General features: G+C 63.4%; 18 protein-coding genes and 1 pseudogene. 4 read left to right on the top strand and 15 right to left on the bottom strand.

The annotated features are described in order from the left end of the window. Positions 1-32 precede the first annotated feature (32 nt). On the bottom strand, positions 33-374 hold the full coding sequence (yajC, locus tag EB815_RS20330; protein WP_056572354.1) for a preprotein translocase subunit YajC: 342 nt from the start codon (positions 372-374) through the stop codon (positions 33-35). 290 nt (positions 375-664) lie between these two features. Here yajC and EB815_RS20325 point away from each other — a divergent pair, with 290 nt between their 5' ends. Further along, positions 665-1,555, top strand: a complete 891-nt coding sequence (locus EB815_RS20325) for an ATP-binding protein (RefSeq protein WP_056572356.1) — start codon at positions 665-667, stop codon at positions 1,553-1,555. Positions 1,556-1,582: 27 nt separating this feature from the next. Here EB815_RS20325 and EB815_RS20320 read toward each other — a convergent pair whose 3' ends face one another. Continuing rightward, positions 1,583-2,404: an AraC family transcriptional regulator gene (locus EB815_RS20320; protein WP_056572358.1), complete on the bottom strand. Its 822-nt coding sequence runs from the start codon at positions 2,402-2,404 to the stop codon at positions 1,583-1,585. Positions 2,405-2,513: 109 nt separating this feature from the next. Between EB815_RS20320 and EB815_RS20315 the strand changes: the two genes are divergently transcribed. Beyond that, the gene (locus EB815_RS20315) at positions 2,514-3,404 is read left to right on the top strand and encodes an NAD-dependent epimerase/dehydratase family protein (RefSeq protein WP_056572360.1); all 891 of its coding nucleotides are present in this window, start codon (positions 2,514-2,516) and stop codon (positions 3,402-3,404) included. A gap of 110 nt (positions 3,405-3,514) precedes the next feature. Here the strand turns inward: EB815_RS20315 and EB815_RS20310 are convergent, their stop codons facing one another. The 13 genes from EB815_RS20310 to EB815_RS20250 form a co-directional block, all read right to left on the bottom strand. Further along, on the bottom strand, positions 3,515-5,047 hold the full coding sequence (locus EB815_RS20310) for a peptidoglycan DD-metalloendopeptidase family protein (RefSeq protein WP_056572362.1): 1,533 nt from the start codon (positions 5,045-5,047) through the stop codon (positions 3,515-3,517). 127 nt (positions 5,048-5,174) lie between these two features. Further along, positions 5,175-5,828: a protein-L-isoaspartate(D-aspartate) O-methyltransferase gene (locus EB815_RS20305; protein ID WP_056572364.1), complete on the bottom strand. Its 654-nt coding sequence runs from the start codon at positions 5,826-5,828 to the stop codon at positions 5,175-5,177. Further along, entirely contained in the window at positions 5,825-6,583 is a 759-nt protein-coding gene (gene surE / locus EB815_RS20300; RefSeq protein WP_056572365.1) for a 5'/3'-nucleotidase SurE, read from the bottom strand. The genes EB815_RS20305 and surE overlap by 4 nt, the downstream gene beginning before the upstream one ends. Next, positions 6,583-7,887, bottom strand: a complete 1,305-nt coding sequence (serS, locus tag EB815_RS20295; protein WP_056572367.1) for a serine--tRNA ligase — start codon at positions 7,885-7,887, stop codon at positions 6,583-6,585. The genes surE and serS overlap by 1 nt, the downstream gene beginning before the upstream one ends. Positions 7,888-8,078: 191 nt before the next feature. Continuing rightward, positions 8,079-8,954 carry a twin-arginine translocase subunit TatC gene (gene tatC, locus EB815_RS20290; RefSeq protein ID WP_019858559.1) on the bottom strand — a complete coding sequence of 292 codons (876 nt, stop codon included), beginning with the start codon at positions 8,952-8,954 and terminating at the stop codon, positions 8,079-8,081. After that, positions 8,951-9,700: a Sec-independent protein translocase protein TatB gene (gene tatB / locus EB815_RS20285; RefSeq protein ID WP_065005580.1), complete on the bottom strand. Its 750-nt coding sequence runs from the start codon at positions 9,698-9,700 to the stop codon at positions 8,951-8,953. Before tatB ends, tatC begins: the two co-directional genes overlap by 4 nt. Positions 9,701-9,730: 30 nt before the next feature. Further along, positions 9,731-9,952: a twin-arginine translocase TatA/TatE family subunit gene (locus tag EB815_RS20280; RefSeq protein ID WP_010909892.1), complete on the bottom strand. Its 222-nt coding sequence runs from the start codon at positions 9,950-9,952 to the stop codon at positions 9,731-9,733. Positions 9,953-10,132: 180 nt separating this feature from the next. Further along, positions 10,133-10,900 carry an SMC-Scp complex subunit ScpB gene (gene scpB / locus EB815_RS20275; RefSeq protein ID WP_056572370.1) on the bottom strand — a complete coding sequence of 256 codons (768 nt, stop codon included), beginning with the start codon at positions 10,898-10,900 and terminating at the stop codon, positions 10,133-10,135. Next, complete coding sequence (locus EB815_RS20270) at positions 10,897-11,700, bottom strand: segregation and condensation protein A (RefSeq protein WP_056573419.1); 804 nt, start codon at positions 11,698-11,700, stop codon at positions 10,897-10,899. Before EB815_RS20270 ends, scpB begins: the two co-directional genes overlap by 4 nt. A gap of 63 nt (positions 11,701-11,763) precedes the next feature. Beyond that, on the bottom strand, positions 11,764-12,783 hold the full coding sequence (gene nagZ, locus EB815_RS20265) for a beta-N-acetylhexosaminidase (protein WP_056572371.1): 1,020 nt from the start codon (positions 12,781-12,783) through the stop codon (positions 11,764-11,766). A gap of 183 nt (positions 12,784-12,966) precedes the next feature. Next, the gene (locus EB815_RS20260) at positions 12,967-16,335 is read right to left on the bottom strand and encodes an SPOR domain-containing protein (RefSeq protein ID WP_056572373.1); all 3,369 of its coding nucleotides are present in this window, start codon (positions 16,333-16,335) and stop codon (positions 12,967-12,969) included. A 103-nt stretch (positions 16,336-16,438) separates the two neighbouring features. Then, positions 16,439-18,196, bottom strand: coding sequence for an arginine--tRNA ligase (argS, locus tag EB815_RS20255; RefSeq protein WP_056572374.1), 1,758 nt, complete (start codon positions 18,194-18,196; stop codon positions 16,439-16,441). Positions 18,197-18,258: 62 nt separating this feature from the next. Beyond that, complete coding sequence (locus EB815_RS20250) at positions 18,259-19,473, bottom strand: deoxyguanosinetriphosphate triphosphohydrolase (RefSeq protein WP_056572376.1); 1,215 nt, start codon at positions 19,471-19,473, stop codon at positions 18,259-18,261. Positions 19,474-19,560: 87 nt separating this feature from the next. Here EB815_RS20250 and erpA point away from each other — a divergent pair, with 87 nt between their 5' ends. Both erpA and EB815_RS33650 read left to right on the top strand, forming a co-directional pair. Continuing rightward, the gene (gene erpA, locus EB815_RS20245) at positions 19,561-19,908 is read left to right on the top strand and encodes an iron-sulfur cluster insertion protein ErpA (RefSeq protein WP_056572378.1); all 348 of its coding nucleotides are present in this window, start codon (positions 19,561-19,563) and stop codon (positions 19,906-19,908) included. Positions 19,909-19,912: 4 nt separating this feature from the next. Continuing rightward, positions 19,913-20,306: pseudogene (locus EB815_RS33650) on the top strand (VOC family protein). Positions 20,307-20,308 lie beyond the last annotated feature (2 nt).

The following is a 20,308-nucleotide window of genomic DNA, read 5'->3' as shown; positions in this document are numbered from 1 at the left end:
CGTGTCCGCGGATCGCTCCGCCTGGAATTAGGTTATTTCTTGGCGTTCTGGTTCGCCACGGGTTCGCCCTTGACGCGTACGTCGGCGATCGTCGAGCGCAGCGCCGTCACCTTGGTGCCGCCGCCTAGGTCGATCTCGAGCTCATTGTCGTCGATCACCTTCGTCACCTTGCCGACGAAACCGCCGCCGGTGACGACAGTATCGCCGCGACGGACCGCCGCCAGCATCTCGCCGCGCTTCTTCAGCTGCGTGCGCTGCGGGCGGATGATCAGAAAATACATGATCACGAAAATCAGGACAAACGGCAAAATGCTGATGAGCATATCGGGAGAGGTGCCGCCGATGCCTTGGGCGTATGCCGGTGTCACGAACATCGAGAGTACTCCTGAATTTTGAAAACAGCCGCCAACCGTTCTGCGGAGTTTGGCGGCCCCTTGAAATTTGGCCGGAATATAGTCGGTAAAGTTGTCAATGCAACTGCGCGGCCCGGCAAATCGGCTGCTTTTCCGGCCTGCCGGGCCGTGTTAGAGCATGATCGCGAAAAGCGCGAGCCGGTTTTCGGAAAAGATCACGCTCGAACAAAAGGTTGGAACCGGTTTCGAACCTGACGGAATCGAACGGGTCCTACCTGCCCGCCCCAAGGAAACGAACCAAAAGACCTGAAATGACCGACAGCACCATCGACGCCCTCAACAAGAAACTTGACCGCCTGATCGAGGCCGTCAGCCGCCTCGCCCCGCCGCCCGTGCCCGAAACCGACCTTGGTGAGGCCGATTGCTTCGTCTGGCAGGCGGAGCCGGGCTATCTGGAGCCGGTGCGCAAGGTCAACCGCGTCGATATCGGCCTGATCCGGGGCGTCGACCGTGTCCGCGACATCCTTGTCGACAACACCGAGCGCTTCGCCGCCGGCCATCCGGCCAACAACGTGCTGTTGTGGGGCGCGCGCGGCATGGGCAAATCGTCGCTGGTCAAGGCCGTGCATGCCGAGATCAATGCCAAGGCCAGATCACACAACGCCAAATCCGACCTGCCGCTGAAGCTGATCGAGATCCACCGCGAGGACATCGACACGCTGCCGAAGCTGATGGGTTTGCTGAAGGCAGCCCCCTTCCGTTTCATCCTGTTTTGCGACGATCTGTCCTTCGATCACGACGATACGTCCTACAAGTCGCTGAAGGCAGCTCTTGAGGGCGGCGTCGAGGGGCGCCCGGCCAATGTCATCTTCTACGCCACCTCGAACCGCCGCCATCTGTTGCCGCGCGACATGATCGACAATGAGCGCTCGACAGCCATCAACCCGTCCGAGGCAGTCGAGGAAAAGGTCTCGCTGTCCGATCGTTTCGGACTTTGGCTCGGCTTCCACAAATGCTCGCAGGACGACTACCTCGAGATGGTCAACGGCTATGCCAGCCATCATGGCCTCGACATCGATCCCGAGCAGCTGCGCGCCGAGGCGCTGGAATGGGCGACGACACGCGGCAGCCGCTCGGGTCGCGTCGCCTGGCAGTTCACACAGGACCTAGCCGGCCGGCTTGGCAGGCCGCTGAAGGATTGAGGCATCGCCAAGGCAAATTCCGGGATGTCACTTGGGCAGCCGCGCCCGTCGCAAGTCGCGCGGCGTCTGGCCAATCTCGCGGCGCATCCAGTGCGCCAGGTGTGACTGGTGCGCGAAGCCCGTCAGTTCCGCGATCTCGCTTGTGCTGAGATCGTCCTGCTGCAGCAGAACGCGCGCGCGTTCGACGCGGCGTCGCAACACATAGCGATGCAGGGTGATGCCCATTGCCACCTTGAACCATGTCCGCAAGTGCGAGCTGCTCGCGCCGGCAACCCTGCTCAGGCGATGAATCGAAAGCGGCTCATGGAGGGCGGCTTCAATGTGCTCCAGGACGCGCTTGAGCTGGGTATCCGACAGCCGGTTTGTTCGATCGATGTCTGAAACATCAAGGCCAAGCAGCCTGACCGCGAGTGCGGCGCCAATGCTGTCGGCAAACAGAGAGCCGCTCGGCGCGCCGGCATTGAGATCGCTCTGGAGTGCTCGAGCAAGATGTTCGATGCGTTGGTCACGAAGCAAATGGCGTGTGTCGAGCCGCGTTGTCAGCGCCTTGCCGCCAAGTTCCGCCGCCACCCTTTCCATCAGGGCTGGCTGCAAGACAATCTCAATCGTGTCGAACGGGTTTTCAGCCTCGAAGCCGCCCTCCTCGCCAGCCGGCACCAGGTCGATGTCGCCGGCGCGCCTGACGAAATATCGCCCAACCTGATTGCAGTAGGAGCGCGTCGCCGCGCTTGCATGCACCATGATGCGGTGGTGTGGCGCCCGCGGCAGACGATGGACACCGGCCTCGATATGCCGGGAAACCATTGTTACGTCGGAGGAGGATCGGGCCGGAGCGAATTGCGGACGCATGCTCTCTCGATTCATGGCAAAACCTGTCCAAGATTTGGCAATTCCCGCGCGATTTTCAATGCCGGCAACCGGTACTCACGCCTCTCCATCAGCTTGAAGAGAGGTTGCCATGAGTTTCTATGTTGTTGTCGGCGCGGGCCCGGTTGGACGCGAGACCGCTCGCCTTCTTGGCGAAGAAGGACATGACGTCGTCCTCACGAGCCGAAGCGTCGGCTCGAACGCACTGCGCAACGTGCGGGCCATACAGGCCGACGCCACGGATGCCTCGGAACTGGCGCGTATCTGCCAGGGCGCCGAGGCCATATTCATGTGTGCCATGGCCACATATCATCGGTGGCCGACCGACTTTTTCCCCATCATCGACGGCACCGTGCGCGCCGCGGAAGCGGTCGGCGCGAAGCTCATCGTGCTGGGAAACCTCTATGGTTACGGGGCAAATGCCGATAGCCCGCTTCGCTCCGACCTGTCTCTGGACCCGACCTCGAGGAAGGGAACCGCCCGGACGATCATGTGGCAGCGGGCGGTCCGCGCCAATGTACCGGCCATCGAAGTACGGTCCAGCGACTATCTCGGACATGGCGCAATCAGCTATTTCTCACTGGTCGCGCTGCCCTCCATCATCGAGGGCAAGCCTACCGCCTTCATTGGAGACCTCGACGCAACCCACGCCTGGGCCTTCACCAAGGACGTCGCCAGGACACTGGTCGCGGCCACCCGCTACACGGGTGAATGGGGACGGGCGTTTCACGTTCCCTCGCAATACGCCTCCCCTCGGGAACTCATCCAGAAAACCGCGGCGATGCTCGGGCAAGAGATCCCAGAGACACGTTCCTACTCCGTCCCCGAGATGGAGGCTCTGGGCATGCACGAACTCATCGAAATGAGCTACCTCTTTGAACGTCCCTTGCTGGTCGACTCCTCGGACGCCGAGACGCTTCTCGGCGTGAAGGCCAGCAGCCTTGAGGAGATGATCGCCGACACGCTCCTTGATCATCTCTGAGGCTTGCGGGCGGGCATTTTTCACAACTGAAAAAGCCCGCTCCTCGCGGAACGGGCTGAGCCGGCGGGCCGGACTGGAGGTCAGACGGCCCGCAAATCGCTTTTTTTATTCTATTCGAGATAGGTCGAAGGATCGACCGGCGCCGAGTTCTTGCGCACTTCGAAGTGCAGCTTCGGCGAGTCCGTCGTGCCGCTCATGCCCGAAAGCGCGATTTCCTGGCCGCGCTTGACCTTCTGGCCGCGCTGCACCTCGATCGAGCTGGCATGGCCGTAGACGGTGACCAGGCCGTTCTCGTGGCGCACCAGCACCGTGTTGCCGAATTCCTTGAGACCGTCGCCGGCGTAGATGACGACGCCGTTTTCGGCCGCCTTGATCGGCGTGCCCGTGGGCACGGCGATGTCGACGCCATCCTTGCCGGATCCGAAGCCTGAGATCACCCGGCCGCGCACCGGCCAGCGCATCTTGCCGATACCCGTGGCGTCGGGCGCCACCGCTTCATCGTCCTCGGCCTGCTGGATGACTTTCGCATCCTTCTTCGGCGGCGTGTAGGACGCCAGCGTTTCCGACGGCGTGGTCTTTGCAGGAGGCTGCGTGGTTGCCGTGGTCACCGGATCGACTTTCGCCGGCTTTGCACTGGCGACCGTCGCCGTTCCGCCGGCCGGCACTTTCAGGGTCTGGCCGATCTTGAGCAAACCGTCCTTCATGCCGTTGGCCTGCTTCAGCGCCACGACGCCAACGCCGGTCTTCCTGGCAATCGAGGACATCGTGTCGCCCGACTGGACCGTGTAGGTGCCGGCGCCGCCGGTTGCCTTGGCCACTTGCGCGGGCTTGGGCTCCTTGGGCTGGCTCGCGGCGGCCGAAGCATCGACCTGAGCGGCGGACTTGCCCTCCTTGAGTTTCGGCTGTTGCGGCAGAACGGCAACCTTGTCCGGCGCGGTGGCCGGCAAGTCGTGCTTGCCATCCTTTACCGGCTTCCCATCAGCGACTTTCGGCTCAGCCTTGCTGGAATAAGCATAGGCCGGGATAACGATCTTCTGGCCGGTCTTCAGCCCCTTGGTCGGGCTCAGGCCATTCACCTTCATGATGACATCGGCCGGCACCTTGTAATGCGCCGCCAGGCCGGAAATGGTCTCGCCGTCCCTGACGACGATCTCGGTCGCATGCGGTGTGCCGGCCTGCGCCATCCTCGGCGCGTCGGGCTGGGCACTCTTGAATGGCTTCGCGGCCGGCTCGACAGTGCTGGTCGTCGTCCTGTCGAGATGAGGAGCGGGCCGAACCATGGCCGGCGCCGATGCGACACGCACGGGATTGGCCGCAGGCGCGAGTGCCGGAGCGGGTTGCGCCTGGGCTGAAACGGGCGGAGGCAGCGGCCGGCTGGAGACCGGCTCTAGACTGGAGCGGCTGACCGACTGCGTGTGGGTGCCGTCGAGCGGGGCTGCCGAGACATCGCCCGGATAGGGCTGCACGGCATCCTGCTTGTTGATGATGGTGCGCTGATTGTTGGTCGAGGAAGTGAAGACGTCGTCGACACTGTTGAACCGCGACGCCTGGGAACTGCACCCGGCGGCCGCGCCTGCAATCATGAGAACGGCGCAGCCCCGCGCCAGATTGCGACCATTTGCCTTCAAAACATTGAGTTGCATCGCACTAACCCGCACAAACTCTGCACCAACTGAGACAGGATTAAAGCGCGTTAATGTTACTGGGCGGTTAACCCATTAGAATCCGACGAAAATTTTCTTAAAACATTTTCGAGTGCGCCGGAGGCGACTAGATCACCGCGGCGACGCTGCGCAGGATCGGCTGCAGCCGCACGAGACCGATATCCTCACGCTCGAAACGGCTGCCGACCTTGGTGAGCTTGGCCAGCACCTGCTCGCCCTCTTCCGGCCCGATCGGTGCGATGACGATGCCGCCGCTCGACAATTGGTCGAGCAGGAAGCGCGGCAGGCTGTCGAAGGCAGCCCAGGCGACGATGCGGTCGAATGGCCCCTCGGCAGGCAGACCGCCGGAGCCGTCAGCCTGGCGCGCTATGGCGTTGCCGATGCCAAGCGCCTCGAAGCGCTGCCTGGCCTGTTCGACAAGCGTCTTGTAGCGGTCGATGGTGACGATCCGTGCCGCCAGCCGCGACATCACCGCCGCCGTGTAGCCGGAGCCGGTACCGATCTCGAGCACGCGATTGCCGGGCTCGATGGCAAGCGCCGCGATAACAGCTGCTTGCATGTCCGCGCCTTCGATCGCCTCGCCGCACTCGATCGGCAGCATGCGGTCGGACCAGGCGATCTGGTGGAACTGCGCCGCCAGGAAACCTCGCCGTGGCGTCGCCTCGAAAGCCGCGATCAATGCCTTCGGCACGGTTCCCCTGCCGCGCAGGCGCAGGAGGAAAGCGGCAAATCCTTCGCGGTCATCGATTGGCAGGTTCATGCAAGCGCCTTGCTCAGCTGGTCACGGATCTCATGCGCGGTGAGGTCGAGCTGCAAGGGCGTCACCGACACCAGGCGATTGCGCAGGGCGTAGAGATCGGTGCCTCGCTTGCCCTCGACTGGCTCGCGGCCAAATCGCAGCCAATAGTAAGGCAGCCCGCGCCCATCACGGCGCTCGTCGACCCACAGGCTGTGCACGAGCTTGCCCTGCGAGGTGACCACCGTGCCGGCAACCTCCTCTGGAAGGCAGTTCGGAAAATTGACGTTGAGCAGCACACCGTCCGGCAGCGGCGTCGCGACGAGCTTCTTCAGCAGTGCCGGCGCCAGCGCTTCGGTGGTCTCGTAGGGGACGACGCGATCCTCGCCGACATAGGAGTAGCCCTGGCTGAGCGCGATCGAGCGGATGCCGAGCAGCGCGCCTTCCATGGCGCCGGCGACGGTTCCCGAATAGGTCACGTCGTCGGCGATATTGGCGCCGGAATTGATCCCGGACAGGATCAGGTCGGGCGCACCGGGCAGGATCTTCTTCACCCCCATGATGACGCAGTCGGTCGGCGTGCCGCGAACGGCAAAATGCTTCTCGCCGATCTTGCGCAGCCGCAACGGCTCCGAGATCGACAGCGAATGCGCATAGCCTGACTGGTCCTGCTCCGGCGCCACCACCCAGACATCGTCGGAGAGCGTGCGGGCGACGCGTTCGAGCGACGCCAGGCCCTCGGCATGAATGCCGTCGTCATTGGTCAAAAGAATGCGCATTATTTCGATTCGATCTTTTCCAGACCGCCCATGTAAGGCCGCAGCACTTCAGGAATGGTTACGCTGCCATCCTCATTCTGGTAGTTTTCGATGACAGCTATGAGAGCGCGGCCAACAGCGGTGCCCGAGCCGTTGAGCGTATGGACGAAGCGATTGCCCTTGCCATCCTTGTCCTTGTAGCGGGCGTCCATGCGGCGCGCCTGGAAATCGCCACAGACCGAGCAGGACGAGATTTCGCGATAGGCGTTCTGGCCGGGCAGCCAGACCTCGATGTCATAGGTCTTGCGCGCGCCAAAACCCATGTCGCCGGTGCACAGCACCATGGTGCGGAACGGCAGTTCGAGCCGCTTCAGCACTTCCTCGGCACACTCGGTCATCCGCTCATGCTCGGCAAGCGATGATTCCTGGTCGGTGATCGACACCAGCTCGACCTTGTAGAACTGGTGCTGGCGCAGCATGCCGCGCGTGTCGCGTCCGGCCGAGCCTGCTTCCGAGCGGAAGCAAGGCGTCAGCGCCGTGTAGCGCAGCGGCAGTTTTTCATGCGCTGTGATTTCCTCCCGCACGAGATTGGTAAGCGGCACCTCGGCGGTGGGGATCAGACCAAGCCTGCCCTCCCCGTGCGGCGTGAAGAACAGATCCTCCTCGAACTTCGGCAGCTGGTTGGTGCCGAAAAGCACCTCGTCGCGGACCATCAGTGGCGGGATGACTTCCTCATAGCCATGCTCGGTCGTGTGCAGGTCGAGCATGAACTGGCCGATCGCGCGTTCCATCCGCGCCAGGCCGCTCTTCAGCACCGTGAAGCGCGAGCCCGACAGCTTTGCCGCCCGCTCGAAATCCATCATCCCGAGCGCTTCGCCGATCTCGAAATGCTCCTTCACCCAGTTCGGCCGCGTCGGCACCTTGCCGACGATGTGCTTGACGACATTGTCGTGCTCGTCCTTGCCGACCGGCACGTCATCGAGCGGCACGTTGGGCAGCACAGCCAGCGCGTCGTTCAGCGCCTTGTCGAGCTCGCGCTCGCGCGCCTCGCCGTTCTGGATGAAGGTTTTTATCTCGCCAACTTCGGCCTTGAGTTTCTCGGCAAGGGCGGCATCGCCCGAACGCATCGCGTTGCCGATCTCCTTGGAGGCGGCGTTGCGGCGCTCCTGCTTGGTCTGCAGCTCGGTGACGTGCTCGCGCCGCGCCTCGTCCCTGGCAATCAAATCATCGACCGTGGACTGCGCCTCCGCCGCCGACCACGAGCGCTTGGCCAGCGCCTCGACAAGGGCCTTCGGGTTGTCGCGAATCCATTTGATGTCAAGCATGGTCTATCCGTCCTCGGGTGGCATGTCGCCCAAAAGTGCGCAGCGGTTTGGGACAACGACATGCTCAAAACAAAAACTGAAACGCACCGCCTTGATGGCGATGCGTTTCAGTCAGAGGGCGTAAACCGCATCCTTGATCGATGCAAGATGAGGCTGGGCGGCGGTTGTCGTTTTCCGCGGCAGCCGATGTCTTACGAGGCTGCCGGCGCCGGAGGTTCGTCCGGTGCCTTGTCCGCCACAGTCTCGCCGGCTTCCTGTTTCTCGCGTGCCAGGCGCTCGCGCTCTTGGCTGCGCTCGATCAGCCGGGCCGACCAGATGGCGACCTCGTAGAGCAGGATGGTCGGGATGGCGAGACCGATCTGGCTCATCGGATCGGGCGGCGTCAGCACCGCCGCGACGACGAAGGCGATGACGATCGCCCATTTGCGCTTCTCGGCCAGCGCCTTGGACGACAACATGCCGACGCGGGTCATCAGGCTGGTCACCACCGGCAGCTGGAACACCAGGCCGAAGGAGAAGATCAGCGTCATGATCAGGCTGAGATATTCCGACACTTTCGGCAGCAGCGAAATCTGCACCTGCTCGTCGGTACCGGCCTGCTGCATGGCGAGGAAGAACCACATCACCATCGGCGTGAAGAAGAAATAGACCAGCGAGGCGCCCATCAGGAACAGGATGGGCGACGCGATCAGGAACGGCAGGAAGGCGTTGCGCTCGTTCTTGTAGAGGCCGGGCGCGATGAATTTGTAGATCTGCGTGGCGATCAGCGGAAAGGCGATCACCATGCCGCCGAACATGGCGAGCTTGACCTGCGTGAAGAAGAATTCCTGCGGCGCGGTATAGATCAGTTCGACTTTGTGCGGATCGAGACCCGCCCACTTGGTCGCCCATTTGAACGGAACGACCAGAAGGTTGAACAGCTTCTTGGCGAAGAAGAAGCACACCAGGAAGGCGACGAAGAAGCCGCCAAGCGACCAGATCAGCCGGCGGCGCAACTCGATGAGATGCTCGATCAGCGGTGCCGACGACTTCTCGATCTCGTCCTTTTCCTTGTCCGAAACGCTCACTTGGCGGCTCCAGCCGTCTTCTTGGTCACCGGCTTCTTCGCGGGCGCGGGTTTCGGTTCGGCTTTCGCCACGGCCTTGGCGGCAGTCGCCTTGGCGGCGGCGGGCTTCTTCGCAGCGGCGGTCACAGGCTTTGCTGCTGTCGCGGCCTTTGTCGCTGGTGCGGCTTTTGCCGTCACAGTCTTCGCGGATGTCGAGGCCTTGGCCGGCGCTTTTGCCACCGGTGCCGACTTGGAAGCCTTCCTGGCCGCGGATGCCTTTGGCGCCGCGGCCGCTTCCGTGGGTGCCGATACGACCGATTCATCGGTCATCGCCGGGAAAATCGGTGTTGGCGCCGCGGCTCCCGCCACACTGACGCCAGGCATTTCCGTTGCACCATTCTTCAACGGCTCGGCCGGCAGCGGCGTCGAAGCTGCTGGCGTGGACGGATCGGCGGCAGGCTTCGGCTTCATCGCCGCATCGACGCCGGCGCGCACATCGGCCGCCGCCTGCTCGAACGGGTTGAGCTGCTTCTTGATCTCGGCAATAGGGCTGAGGCCCCTGAGTTCGTCGACCGACTTCTTGACGTCGTCGAGCTCGGCTTCCTTGAGCGCGTCGTTGAACTGTTTCTGGAAATCGGCCGCCATGGCGCGCAGCTTCGCCGTCGTGCGGCCGAAGGTGCGCAGCATATTGGGCAAATCCTTCGGCCCGACGACCACGATCATGACGATCGCGATCACCAGCATTTCGGTCCAGCCGACTTCAAACATGGCACTTTGTTCCGACTAGAACTTTTTGGCTCAGCTCTTGCTGGCTTTTTCCTTCACGGCCGAAACGGTCTCGTCGGCACGGTGTTCGACGGTACGCTTGTCGTCGGCGACGTCATCGTCGGCCATGCCCTTCTTGAAGCTCTTGATGCCTTTGGCCATGTCACCCATCAGCTCGGGAATCTTGCCGCGGCCGAACACCAGCAGCACGATCACCAGCACGATCATCCAGTGCCAAATCGAAAATGAACCCATAGCAAATCTCTCTCGAATGTTTTCCCTGGCGATGATCTATGCGTTTTCGCGTTGGGATTCAAACACAACAGCGACAGAGTTTATGAAAGGGTGACGGATGTCACGCTTTTTCGACTCACTGGCCCGCTACCAATCGGCGCATCTACGATCTATCGGCGCGCTTGGACAGAGCGCCAGTGGTCAATCTTCCGTGACGCGCGGCGTCAGCAAGCCGAGTTCCTCGAGGTCGATATCGGTCAGCGGATCCTCGTCCTCGGTGAGCGTGTCGGGGTCGGCCGGCGGCTGCGGAATGGAGAAATTCGACGGCATGCGGCCCGAAAGCAGGCCGGCGCCCTTCAGTTCCTCCATGCCGGGAAGATCGCGGATTTCCTCGAGCGCAAAATGGTCGAGGAAGGTTTCGGTGGTGCCGTAGGTGACGGGACGGCCGGGCGTTTTGCGACGGCCGCGCATGCGCACCCATTCCGTCTCGAGCAGCGTGTCGAGCGTGCCCTTCGAAGTCTCGACACCGCGGATATCCTCGATCTCGGCGCGCGTCACCGGCTGGTGGTAAGCGATGATCGCCAGCACTTCGAGCGCCGCGCGCGACAACTTGCGCTGCTGCACCGTGTCACGGCTCATCAGGAAGGCGAGATCGCCGGCGGTACGGAACGCCCAGGCGTCGCCGACCCGCACCAGATTGACGCCGCGCCGGGCGTAGATCTGCTGCAACTCGTCCATTGCGAGGGCGATGTTGATGCCGTCGGGAAGGCGCGCGGCGAGCTGCTTTTCGCTTACCGGTTCGGCGCTGGCGAACACGATCGCCTCGGCCATGCGCACGGCCTCCGACATATGCAGGCGCTCGGCCGGATTCTGGGGCTGATTCTGGGGCGAAGCCTGGTCGAGATCGCCCTCATCCGGCCCATCATCCACCTTGAAGGGGATAACCGAAGCGTTGGCGCGTTCGCTCATGATGCAACCTCGACTGCCTTGATTGCCGGTGCGCGGTGATCGCGCAGATAGATCGGCGCGAACACTTCGTCCTGCCGGACATCCATCTTGCGCTCGCGCACCAATTCCAGTGTCGCCGCGAATGAGCTGGCGATCGCCGTGCGCCGCTCTTCAGGGCTGGTCATATATTGGATGAGGAAGCTGTCGAGAGCCGTCCAGTCCCGCAACGAGCCGATCAGCCGGGTCAGGATGTCGCGCGCGTCCTTGAGCGACCAGACGCCGCGCCTGGCGATCGTCACATTTGTGATCGCCTGCTTCTGCCGCTGCTGGGCATAGGCGGTCAAGAGGTCGTAGAGCGACGCCGAATAGGTGTTGCGCTTCTCGATAATGACCATTTCGGGCATGCCGCGCGCGAACACGTCTCGACCGAGCCGGTTGCGATTGACGAGACGCGACGCCGCGTCACGCATGGCCTCTAGCCGCTTCAGGCGGAATTGCAGCACCGCCGCCAGTTCCTCGCCGCTTTCGCCCTCTTCGCCAGGCTGCTTGGGGATCAGGAGCTTCGACTTCAGGAACGCCAGCCACGCCGCCATCACCAGATAATCGGCGGCAAGCTCGAGGCGCAGCGTCCTCGCCGTCTCGACAAAGGCCAGATATTGCTCTGCCAGCGCCAGGATGGAAATGCGCGCCAGGTCGACCTTCTGGTTGCGGGCAAGATGCAGCAAGAGATCGAGCGGACCTTCGAAGCCGGCGACATCGACGACCAGCGATGGGTCGCCGGTCAGCCGTGAATCATCGTTCTCGGCCCACAGGCGGTCCATCGGTGCGGCCTTCGCGGCCTTGCTCTCCAATGTTTCCGCCACAGCCTTGTCACTTCCTTGTCGTTAGGCCACCGCATCGAAATAGGTGGCGAATTCGGCGCGTATCTCGTTTTCCTCGGCCGCGTCGCGTTTCCTTATATAGGTCAGAGCCCGCTTTGCACGCTCCAGAGACTTGCCTTCAAGCCCCGTGGTGCGCGATGCGATGCCCACCATCTCCTCGAAAACGCCGTTGCAGTGAAGGACCAGATCGCAGCCCGCCGCAAGGATCGATGCCGCCTTTGTCGGGAAATCCCCAGAAAGTGCCTTCATCGAGGTGTCGTCGCTCATCAGGAGCCCGTCAAAGCCGATGTCGCGGCGGATGATCTCGTCGATGACCTTGCCCGATGTCGTCGCCGGGTTCTTCGGGTCGATGGCGCTATAAACGACATGCGCCGTCATTGCCATCGGCAGGTCGTTGAGTTCCCGGAACGGCGCAAAATCATGCCGCTGCAGATCGCTGAGCGAAGCATCGACCGTCGGCAGCTCGAAATGCGTGTCGGCAAAGGCCCGGCCATGCCCCGGAATATGCTTCATCACCGGCAGGACCCCGCCGGACATCAGGCCTTCGGCGGCGGCACGACCGAGTTCGATGACCGCGCGCGGCTCCTTGCCATAGGCGCGCGCGCCGATCACGTCGCTGGCGCCTTCGATCGGCACGTCGAGCACCGGCAGGCAATCCGCCGTGATGCCGTAGCGCAGCAGGTCGAAGGCGTGCAGGCGCGCCATCAGCCATGCGGCACGGGCGCCGGCGTCGTGATCGTCGCGCCACAGCGCGCCAAGCGCCCCGCCGGCCGGATAGTTGGGAGCCAGCGGTGGCCGCAGGCGTTGCACCCTGCCGCCCTCCTGATCGATGAACACCAACGCGTCGGGGCGTCCGATGCAATCACGCATCTCGGCGACCAGATCGCGGATCTGCTCGGTCTCGCCAATGTTGCGGGCAAACAGGATGAAGGCCCACGGGCATTCATTGCGATAGAAATTGATTTCTTCGCGGGTGAGCGATTTCCCGGCACAGCCGAGGATCATGGATTTTGATTCGGTCATGTCAGGAGTTTAGGGCTTCGCGCGATCAAAGGGAATCGCTTGCGATCACATGCGGCCCAACGCCGGAACTGCTTCCACATGAAAGCGCTGGGCACATGAAAACGCTGGGCGCATGAAAACGCTGGGCGCATGAAAAAGCCGGCGCGGTCAAAGACCACGCCGGCTTGATTGATTGATCGGCGCCTAGCGGGAGACGAAGCAGTTGCCGCCAGCCGCCTTGTAGCTGGTGCACAGGTTGATGGCATCGTTGCGCGACTGGGCCGCGACGCGGACACGGTAGAACGTGCCCTTGCCGGCGATCTCGGCCTTGACGATGTTGGCGGTGCGGCCGGCAAGCACGCTGCCGTAGCGGCGCTGCAGATCCTGGTAGGTCGACTGGGCGCTTTCCACCGTCGGCTGCGAAGCAACCTGCATCGACCACGAACCGCCACCGGTCGCCGTCGTTGCCGGATCGATGGAAGCGACCTGATCGGGCTTAACCTCGCCGACGACGTCGACCGGCTGGTCGGACGGGCGCTGCGGTGCGATCGCAACCTTGGCCGGGGTGTTGGCCGACTGCGCCTTGGCCGGTTTGGCCGCCGGCTTGAGGGCCGGCTCGTCGCCCGACTGGGCGGCGGCAGGCGCCACGGTGCCGGTCTGGTCGGTATCGGCAGAGGGTGCGACATGCTGCGGCGCCGGATCGGTCGGCTCAGCGGCCGCGACCTGCGGCGCGGCCGGCGCCGGGTCCTCGCGCGGCACCAGCGAGCCATCCGACTTGACAACCATGGTCCTCACCTTGCGCGGCGCGACGGCGACGACATCGGTGTTGGTGCCCTTGTCGGCATCCTGCAGCACCTGCGCGATGCGATCCTCGGACTTGGGCGCCGGCGCCGCATTGGCGGTTGGGGCCGCATTGGCGGTGGGCGAGGCGTTGCCGTCATCGGCTCCGCCAACGGCGGCACTCTGGTCAGGAGAAATATCTATGGCGCGAGCCGGATCCTTTGCCTGCACGTCCACTGGCACCTCGGTGTTGGTGACAAGCTTCTGCTGCACCGGTTCGGCGGGCTTCGCGCCCTTGACCACCGCGTCGTAAACCTTGTTGTCCTGGTTCGGCACCACGGTGCCGCCCGGATTTTCCGGCTTGACCTTGATCGGTGAATTGTCGGCTTTGACGATCACCGGAGCTTCGCTGCCGCCCTTGCCGCCGAAGGACAGCGCAAAGGCGCCAAGACCGCCCGCGACCGCAACGGCGCCGACGATCGCGGCGATGAACAGGCCGCGGCGGCCCGACGAGCTGGCCGCTTCGCGCTCGCCGAGACCCGGAACGGACATCGCCTCGTCCAGTTCAGGATCATAGTCGAGTTCATCGACGGTGAAATCGTCCGCCTGCGAGACCGGCTGGCTGCCGGGCAAATTGTCGAGGTCGAAGCCGTCCGCGGCATCGGCATAGCCAGTGTTCGCGGCCGCACGAGCAGGCGTTTCGGTCGGCCGCGCCGCATAGGTGCGCGCTTCAGGCTGGTAGGCAGGCTTGGGCTCTTCGTATGCCGGCGCCTGGTATCCCGCGTTAGACTTCTCATATCCCGGATTGAGACTCCCATATCCCGGATTGAGCCCCTCATATCCCGAACTGTATCCTGCATTGTAGGATTCGTCGGCGTAGGCAGCGCTGCTTGCGGGAGCAGCTGGAGCAGGCGCGACTTCCACCGAATTCATTTCCGTCAGAAGGCTGGCGAACTCGGCGTCGAGATCGTCATAGCCAGGCGCGGCCGGCTCGTCTTCCTCGAAATGCAGTTCCGGAATGTCGAGATCGTCCGCCAGCGCCACGACGCGCTCCGGCACATCGACCGTTTCGACATCAGGCATCTCCTCATAGCGCGACGGCTGTCGCGGCTGCAGCGCTGATACAGGGGCCGCATGGGGAGCAGCCGCAACCGGCTCGGGTGCACGATAGGTCGGCACCACAGCCACTGCCGGGGCCACTTCCGGCGCGGCGGCCCTGGCCGCCATCGAAGCGGCCGGCTGCGTGGCAAATGCCGGCTGCTGGGGAACCGGTGTCACGCGGCTCCACGAACGGGTTGGCTCCGTCGGCGCCGAGCGTTCGGCCAACCAATCGAGGGAATCGGCCCGATCCTGCTGGGAAGCCGTCTCATGGCGCGCATCGAGACTCCTGGCAAGGGCCGCATCGAACGCATCATCGTCGAGATCGATATGATCCGCGGCATCCGAACCAAGATCCTGGTCCTGAAGTTCGTCGAGCTGCAGATTGTAGAGATCGGCATCGGCGGCGTGGGCGGCACTCGAACGATGCGGATCCTCGGGCGCATGGTCGTCGAGATCCCAGTCGAGATCGCCAACGAGATCGGCATTTTCCTCCGCGCTCTTCGCCGGTGCGGCGGCATGGACCTGGGCGGGAGCAATATCCGGTTGGGCTACAACAGGCCGAGCAACGACAGGCTCGTTGACCGCCGGCGGCGTGCGCGCCGTCATGGCGCCCAGAAGCGCGTTCAATTCGTCTTCGAGGCTCCGTTCGTCCGCCGCGTGGGCCCGCACGGGCTCGGCGATGACCGCTGCCGGAGCCATCGGCTGGACCGCAGCCGCAACCTCGGCGACCGGCTCTTCGGCAGGCTCGGCGAACGCATCGCCCAAATTCAGGTCGAAAGCGTCATCATCCGAAGCGGCATCGGGGCTTGAGAACTCCCCTTCCGTGTCCACGGCATCGGCGAGCACGTCGTGCGCTTCCGCTGCATCAAAGGCCACCGGCTCGTCTGCCTGAACGTCAAAATCCATATCGACATCAGCCATGGCGTCGTCGAAATGACCCGCGAAATCCTCGTCGGAAGTCGCCTGGACCTCATTCGCAACGGCCAGTGCCGGCTCAGGATAGTCGACGGCGGATGCGGCCACATGGCGCTGATCCGCCGGATGGTCGTCAAGCATCAACTCGTCTTCGAGCGAAAGCGCGACCGCATCGTCGAATTGATGATCGGGCTCGACAGCCGCCGGCGCTTCGGCCACCGCGTGCCGAGCCTCGACGGTATCGCCCTCGATGTGGAAATCCTGATCGAGCGACGCGGCAAGCTCGTCCTCCATCGGCAGATCGTCTTCGAAGGGCGAAACGTCTTCGAGCGAACTGGCAACGGCATTGTCGAAATCGGCGTCGAAGGCAGGTTCGACGGATGGCGCGGCTTCGGCAGCGTGAGGGTTGGCATGGCTGGCGACCAGCCCCTGATCATCGGCACCCGTGAAGTCCAGATGGAAATCGTCGTCGAGGGACAGCGCAAGATCATCGTCGGCCGCGTGCGTGGCCGCCGTTTCGAATGCCGGCTCATGAACATCGACGGATGGAGCGGCCGCACCGTCGCCGGCGTCGAACTCGCCCATCAACTCCTTTTCGAGGTCGATATTGAAATCGTCCTCCTGCACGGGCTGGCTGGCGACAGGAGCCTGGGCCGGCGCCGGTTGCTTGACCGGCTGGCGCGGGTCGAATCCCATGATCCTGGTCAGTTCCGCGAACGGATCATCGTCAGCGATGTCGTTGTTGTCGGCTACTCTCAGCTGGGTTCTGTCTGCCATTATTGTTCCCGAACTCGCACTCATTCGGACGCCATGGACGTCGCGCAGGGTTGGCCCTTACCAGCGCAATGTGGGCAAAAGGTGACAGGTTTTTTAGTCAAACCTAACGCATTTCGGTGGGCGCTGCCGCTCCGATCAACGTCAGGCCGGACGTCAGAACGTCCGAAACAGCCTGCACCAGCCCTAGTCTGGCATGCGTCAATTGTCGGTCGTTAACCTTAACAAAACGTAAGTCCGGATTATCCGTGCCCCGGTTCCAGTGTCCGTGGAAACTGGAAGCCAGATCATAGAGGTAAAATGCCAGCCTATGCGGCTCCAGCGCAAGAGCGGCGGATTCGATCAGGCGTGGATATTCGGCGAGTTTGCGGATCAGGCCGATCTCGCCCTCGTCGGTCAGCGATGCGACGGCGGCCGCCAGGCTGTTGCGGTCGAAATTCGCCTCGCCCAATTGCTCGCTTGCCTGCCGGAACACCGAATGGCAGCGCGCCGAAGCGTACTGCACGTAAAACACCGGATTGTCCTTGGACTGCTCGGTCACCTTGGCGAAGTCGAAATCGAGCGGCGCATCGCTTTTGCGGTAAAGCATCATGAAGCGGATGGCGTCGCGGCCAACCTCTTCCACCACTTCCCGAAGCGTGACAAAATCACCTGACCGCTTCGACATGCGGACCGGCTCGCCGTCACGAAACAGCTTGACCAGATTGCACAACAGGACGGTGAGCTTGACCTCGTCGCCCGCGATGGCCCGTGCCAGCGCCTCCAGCCGCTTGACGTAACCGCCATGGTCGGCGCCAAGCACATAGATCAGGTCGACGAAGCCGCGATCGACCTTGTCCTTCAGATACGCCACGTCGGCGGCGAAATAGGTGAACGCGCCATCGGACTTGACCAAAGCCCGGTCCATGTCGTCGCCGACCGCGGTCGAGCGGAACAGCGTCTGCTCGCGGTCTTCCCAGTCGTCCGGCTTCTCCCCCTTGGGCGGCGGAAGCTTGCCCTTGTAGATATGGCCCTTCAGCGTCAGGTCGTTGATCGCCGAGCGGATCTTCCTGGCATTGTCGGCATGCAGCGTGCGTTCGGAGAAGAACACGTCGTGATGCACGTTGAGCAGCGCCAGATCCTCGCGGATCATCGCCATCATCGCGTCAATGGTCCGGTCCTTGACGATGGCCAGTGCTTCGTCATCCGGCATCTGCAGCAGCGAACGGCCGAACTCCTTGACCAGCGCATGACCGACCGGGACCAGGTAGTCGCCGGGATAAAGCCCGGGCGGAATCTCGCCGATATCCTCGCCAAGCGCTTCGCGGTAGCGAAGGAAGGCCGAGCGTCCGAGCACATCGATCTGCGAGCCGGCATCGTTGATGACATATTCCTTGGTCACGTCGTAACCGGCAAACGCCATCAGATTGGCGAGCGCGTCGCCCACCACGGCGCCCCGGCAATGGCCGACATGCATCGGCCCCGTCGGGTTGGCCGAGACATATTCGACATTGGTTTTCCGGCCGGCACCGACCGTCGAGCGGCCATAATTGCGTCCCTCGCCCAGAAGGGCCGCCAGATGGGCCTGCCAGAAGCCGTCCTTGAGGCGGAGATTGACGAAGCCAGGGCCTGCAACTTCGGCGGCGGCGACATCCTTGTCGTCGCGCAGCGCCAGCGCCAGCCTTTCGGCCAGCGCACGCGGGTTCTGGCCGGTGGGCTTGGCCAGCACCATTGCCGCATTGGTCGCGAGGTCGCCATGGCTGGCGTCGCGCGGCGGTTCGACTGCGATGCGCGACAGGTCGGGCGAAACGCCATCCTTGTCTTTCAGATCGAGCGCTTCGACAGCCTTTGTGACTCGCGCGGTGAAATCGGCGAAGATGTTCATGGGTATTGCTCTGGCGGCTTTATGGCGAATCCGGCTCGTTGGCCGGCAAAATCGCGCCCGCCCTAGCTCAAATCCGGGGTGCGGTCAAACAAACGTCGATGTTCCTTGAGTGCGTAGGTATCGGTCATCCCTGCCAGGAAATCGGCCACGCTGCGCGCCTTGATGCGATCCTCGGCCCGGTCCAGCCCCTCGCGCCAGCCGTCGGGCATGGCGCGCGGGTCGGCGAAATAGACATCGAACAGGTCCCTGACGATCTGCTCGGCGCCGGCGCGCACCCGCATCACCTCCTTGTGCCGATAGAGGTGCTTGTAGAGAAAAGCCTTCAGTTCCTTCTCGGCCGCGGCCATCTCGGTGGAAAAGGTCACCATCGTCTCGCCGGCCGCCCTCACCGCATCGGCGCTGCGTGGGGCGATACGCTCCAGATTGGCGGTCGCGGAAACGATGACATCCTCGACCATCGCGGTGATCTGCCGCCGCATCAGTTCGTGGCCGGTGCGCACGCCATCAAGCGCCGGATAGCGTTGGCGCACGCCCCGCAGGATCGCTCCCGGCAGCGAGACGTCCTCCAGCATGTCGAGCGTCAGCAGCCCTGCCCGCAAGCCGTCGTCAATATCATGTGTGTTGTAGGCGATATCGTCGGCGATGGCGGCGCATTGCGCCTCGATGCCGGCGAAGTGGTCGAGTTCGAGATCCTGCAGCTCCGAGTAGTCGCGGATCGCCTGCGGCACCGGCCCTTTCAGGCCCTTGCCGCGGCTGTCGGTCAGCGGGCCATTGTGCTTGACCAGGCCCTCCAATGTCTCCCAGCTCAGGTTCAGCCCGTCGAATTCGGCGTAGCGCGCTTCCAGCCGGGTCACGATACGCAGCGATTGCGCGTTGTGATCAAAACCGCCCCAGGCAGCCATCTTGTCGTTCAGCGCGTCCTCGCCGGTGTGGCCGAAGGGCGTGTGGCCGAAATCATGCACCAGCGCCACAGCCTCGGCCAGATCCTCGTCGCCGCGCAGCGCCCGCGCCAGGGCGCGCGCGATCTGGGCCACCTCGATCGAATGGGTCAGCCTTGTGCGGTAGTGATCACCTTCGTGGGCGATGAAGACCTGGGTCTTGTGCTTGAGCCGCCGGAACGCCGTCGAATGGATGATGCGGTCGCGGTCGCGCTGGAACGGCGTGCGGGTCGGGCTTTCGACCTCGTCGAACAGCCGGCCGCGCGAGCGCGCCGGATCCGTGGCATAGGCCGCGCGCGGCCGGTAGCCGAATCCGATGTCGCCCAACTCGTTGGTCATGGTCGATGCCGCAGGTTGACTGGTCTAGTTGACTTGGCCGCTTGCGCTTCATACCTATCATGTGAAACCGAAAGCAAGGTGACGCCCATGGGCGCGGATGCCAAGACTGCCATGAAAGTCGATATGACCGAGGCTGCCGCCAAGCGGATCGCCAGGATTGTCTCCAACGAAGACGGCAAGACGGCGTTGCGCGTTTCCGTCGAAGGCGGCGGCTGCTCCGGCTTTTCATACAAGTTCGATCTGGTCGATACGCGCAACGACGATGACGTAGCCATCGAGAGGGATGGCGCCACTGTGCTGATCGACGATTTGTCTCTGGTCTATATGGGCGGGTCGGTAATCGACTTCGTCGACGATTTGATGGGCCAGTCGTTCCAGATCCGCAATCCGAACGCGGTCGCCTCCTGCGGCTGCGGCACCAGTTTCTCCATCTAGCGGCATGCCTGCCGTCGGCGCGGTCCGTCAGGTCGCGCTGTCGGCCGGGCGCGATCTTGATTCGACGCTCGCCTTCTGGCGCGATGTGCTCGGCATGAATGTGCACGCGCGCTTCGACCCACCGGGTATCGCCTTCATCATGGCAGGCGGCGTGCGGCTGCTGTTCACCGACGGCATACCGGCCGGCACCGTCTCTCTCGACATAACGGGCCTCGAAGCCTTCCACGCCGGGGCGAAAGCCGCGGGAGTCCCCCTTCACCGCGCCGCCGACGCTGGTGCATCGCGACACGGAGGGCCAGTTCGGTCCGGCGGGGGAAAGCGAGTGGATGGCCTTCCTAAAGGACCCGGCAGGCAATACGATCGGCCTGGTCCAACGCCACCCGCCGCAGGAAGAATAGAC

Source organism: Mesorhizobium loti (assembly GCF_013170705.1).
GTDB classification, from domain to species: domain Bacteria; phylum Pseudomonadota; class Alphaproteobacteria; order Rhizobiales; family Rhizobiaceae; genus Mesorhizobium; species Mesorhizobium loti_D.
The sequence above is the reverse complement of the archived record's forward strand: the minus strand, read 5'-3'. Positions and strand labels throughout refer to the sequence as shown.

What these genes read in the sequence shown, in the direction of transcription:
- EB815_RS20320 (WP_056572358.1), bottom strand. Translation starts at nt 2,404, where the DNA reads ATGCGTCCGCAATTCGCTCCGGCCCGATCCTCCTCCGACGTAACAATG.
- EB815_RS20270 (WP_056573419.1), bottom strand. Translation starts at nt 11,700, where the DNA reads ATGGACCGCCTGTGGGCCGAGAACGATGATTCACGGCTGACCGGCGAC.
- surE (WP_056572365.1), bottom strand. Translation starts at nt 6,583, where the DNA reads ATGCGCATTCTTTTGACCAATGACGACGGCATTCATGCCGAGGGCCTG.
- EB815_RS20280 (WP_010909892.1), bottom strand. Translation starts at nt 9,952, where the DNA reads ATGGGTTCATTTTCGATTTGGCACTGGATGATCGTGCTGGTGATCGTG.
- yajC (WP_056572354.1), bottom strand. Translation starts at nt 374, where the DNA reads ATGTTCGTGACACCGGCATACGCCCAAGGCATCGGCGGCACCTCTCCC.
- EB815_RS20310 (WP_056572362.1), bottom strand. Translation starts at nt 5,047, where the DNA reads ATGCAACTCAATGTTTTGAAGGCAAATGGTCGCAATCTGGCGCGGGGC.
- scpB (WP_056572370.1), bottom strand. Translation starts at nt 10,900, where the DNA reads ATGAGCGAACGCGCCAACGCTTCGGTTATCCCCTTCAAGGTGGATGAT.
- EB815_RS20250 (WP_056572376.1), bottom strand. Translation starts at nt 19,473, where the DNA reads ATGACCAACGAGTTGGGCGACATCGGATTCGGCTACCGGCCGCGCGCG.
- serS (WP_056572367.1), bottom strand. Translation starts at nt 7,887, where the DNA reads ATGCTTGACATCAAATGGATTCGCGACAACCCGAAGGCCCTTGTCGAG.
- EB815_RS20260 (WP_056572373.1), bottom strand. Translation starts at nt 16,335, where the DNA reads ATGGCAGACAGAACCCAGCTGAGAGTAGCCGACAACAACGACATCGCT.
- EB815_RS20325 (WP_056572356.1), top strand. Translation starts at nt 665, where the DNA reads ATGACCGACAGCACCATCGACGCCCTCAACAAGAAACTTGACCGCCTG.
- nagZ (WP_056572371.1), bottom strand. Translation starts at nt 12,783, where the DNA reads ATGACCGAATCAAAATCCATGATCCTCGGCTGTGCCGGGAAATCGCTC.
- EB815_RS20305 (WP_056572364.1), bottom strand. Translation starts at nt 5,828, where the DNA reads ATGAACCTGCCAATCGATGACCGCGAAGGATTTGCCGCTTTCCTCCTG.
- tatB (WP_065005580.1), bottom strand. Translation starts at nt 9,700, where the DNA reads ATGTTTGAAGTCGGCTGGACCGAAATGCTGGTGATCGCGATCGTCATG.
- erpA (WP_056572378.1), top strand. Translation starts at nt 19,561, where the DNA reads ATGGGCGCGGATGCCAAGACTGCCATGAAAGTCGATATGACCGAGGCT.
- argS (WP_056572374.1), bottom strand. Translation starts at nt 18,196, where the DNA reads ATGAACATCTTCGCCGATTTCACCGCGCGAGTCACAAAGGCTGTCGAA.
- EB815_RS20315 (WP_056572360.1), top strand. Translation starts at nt 2,514, where the DNA reads ATGAGTTTCTATGTTGTTGTCGGCGCGGGCCCGGTTGGACGCGAGACC.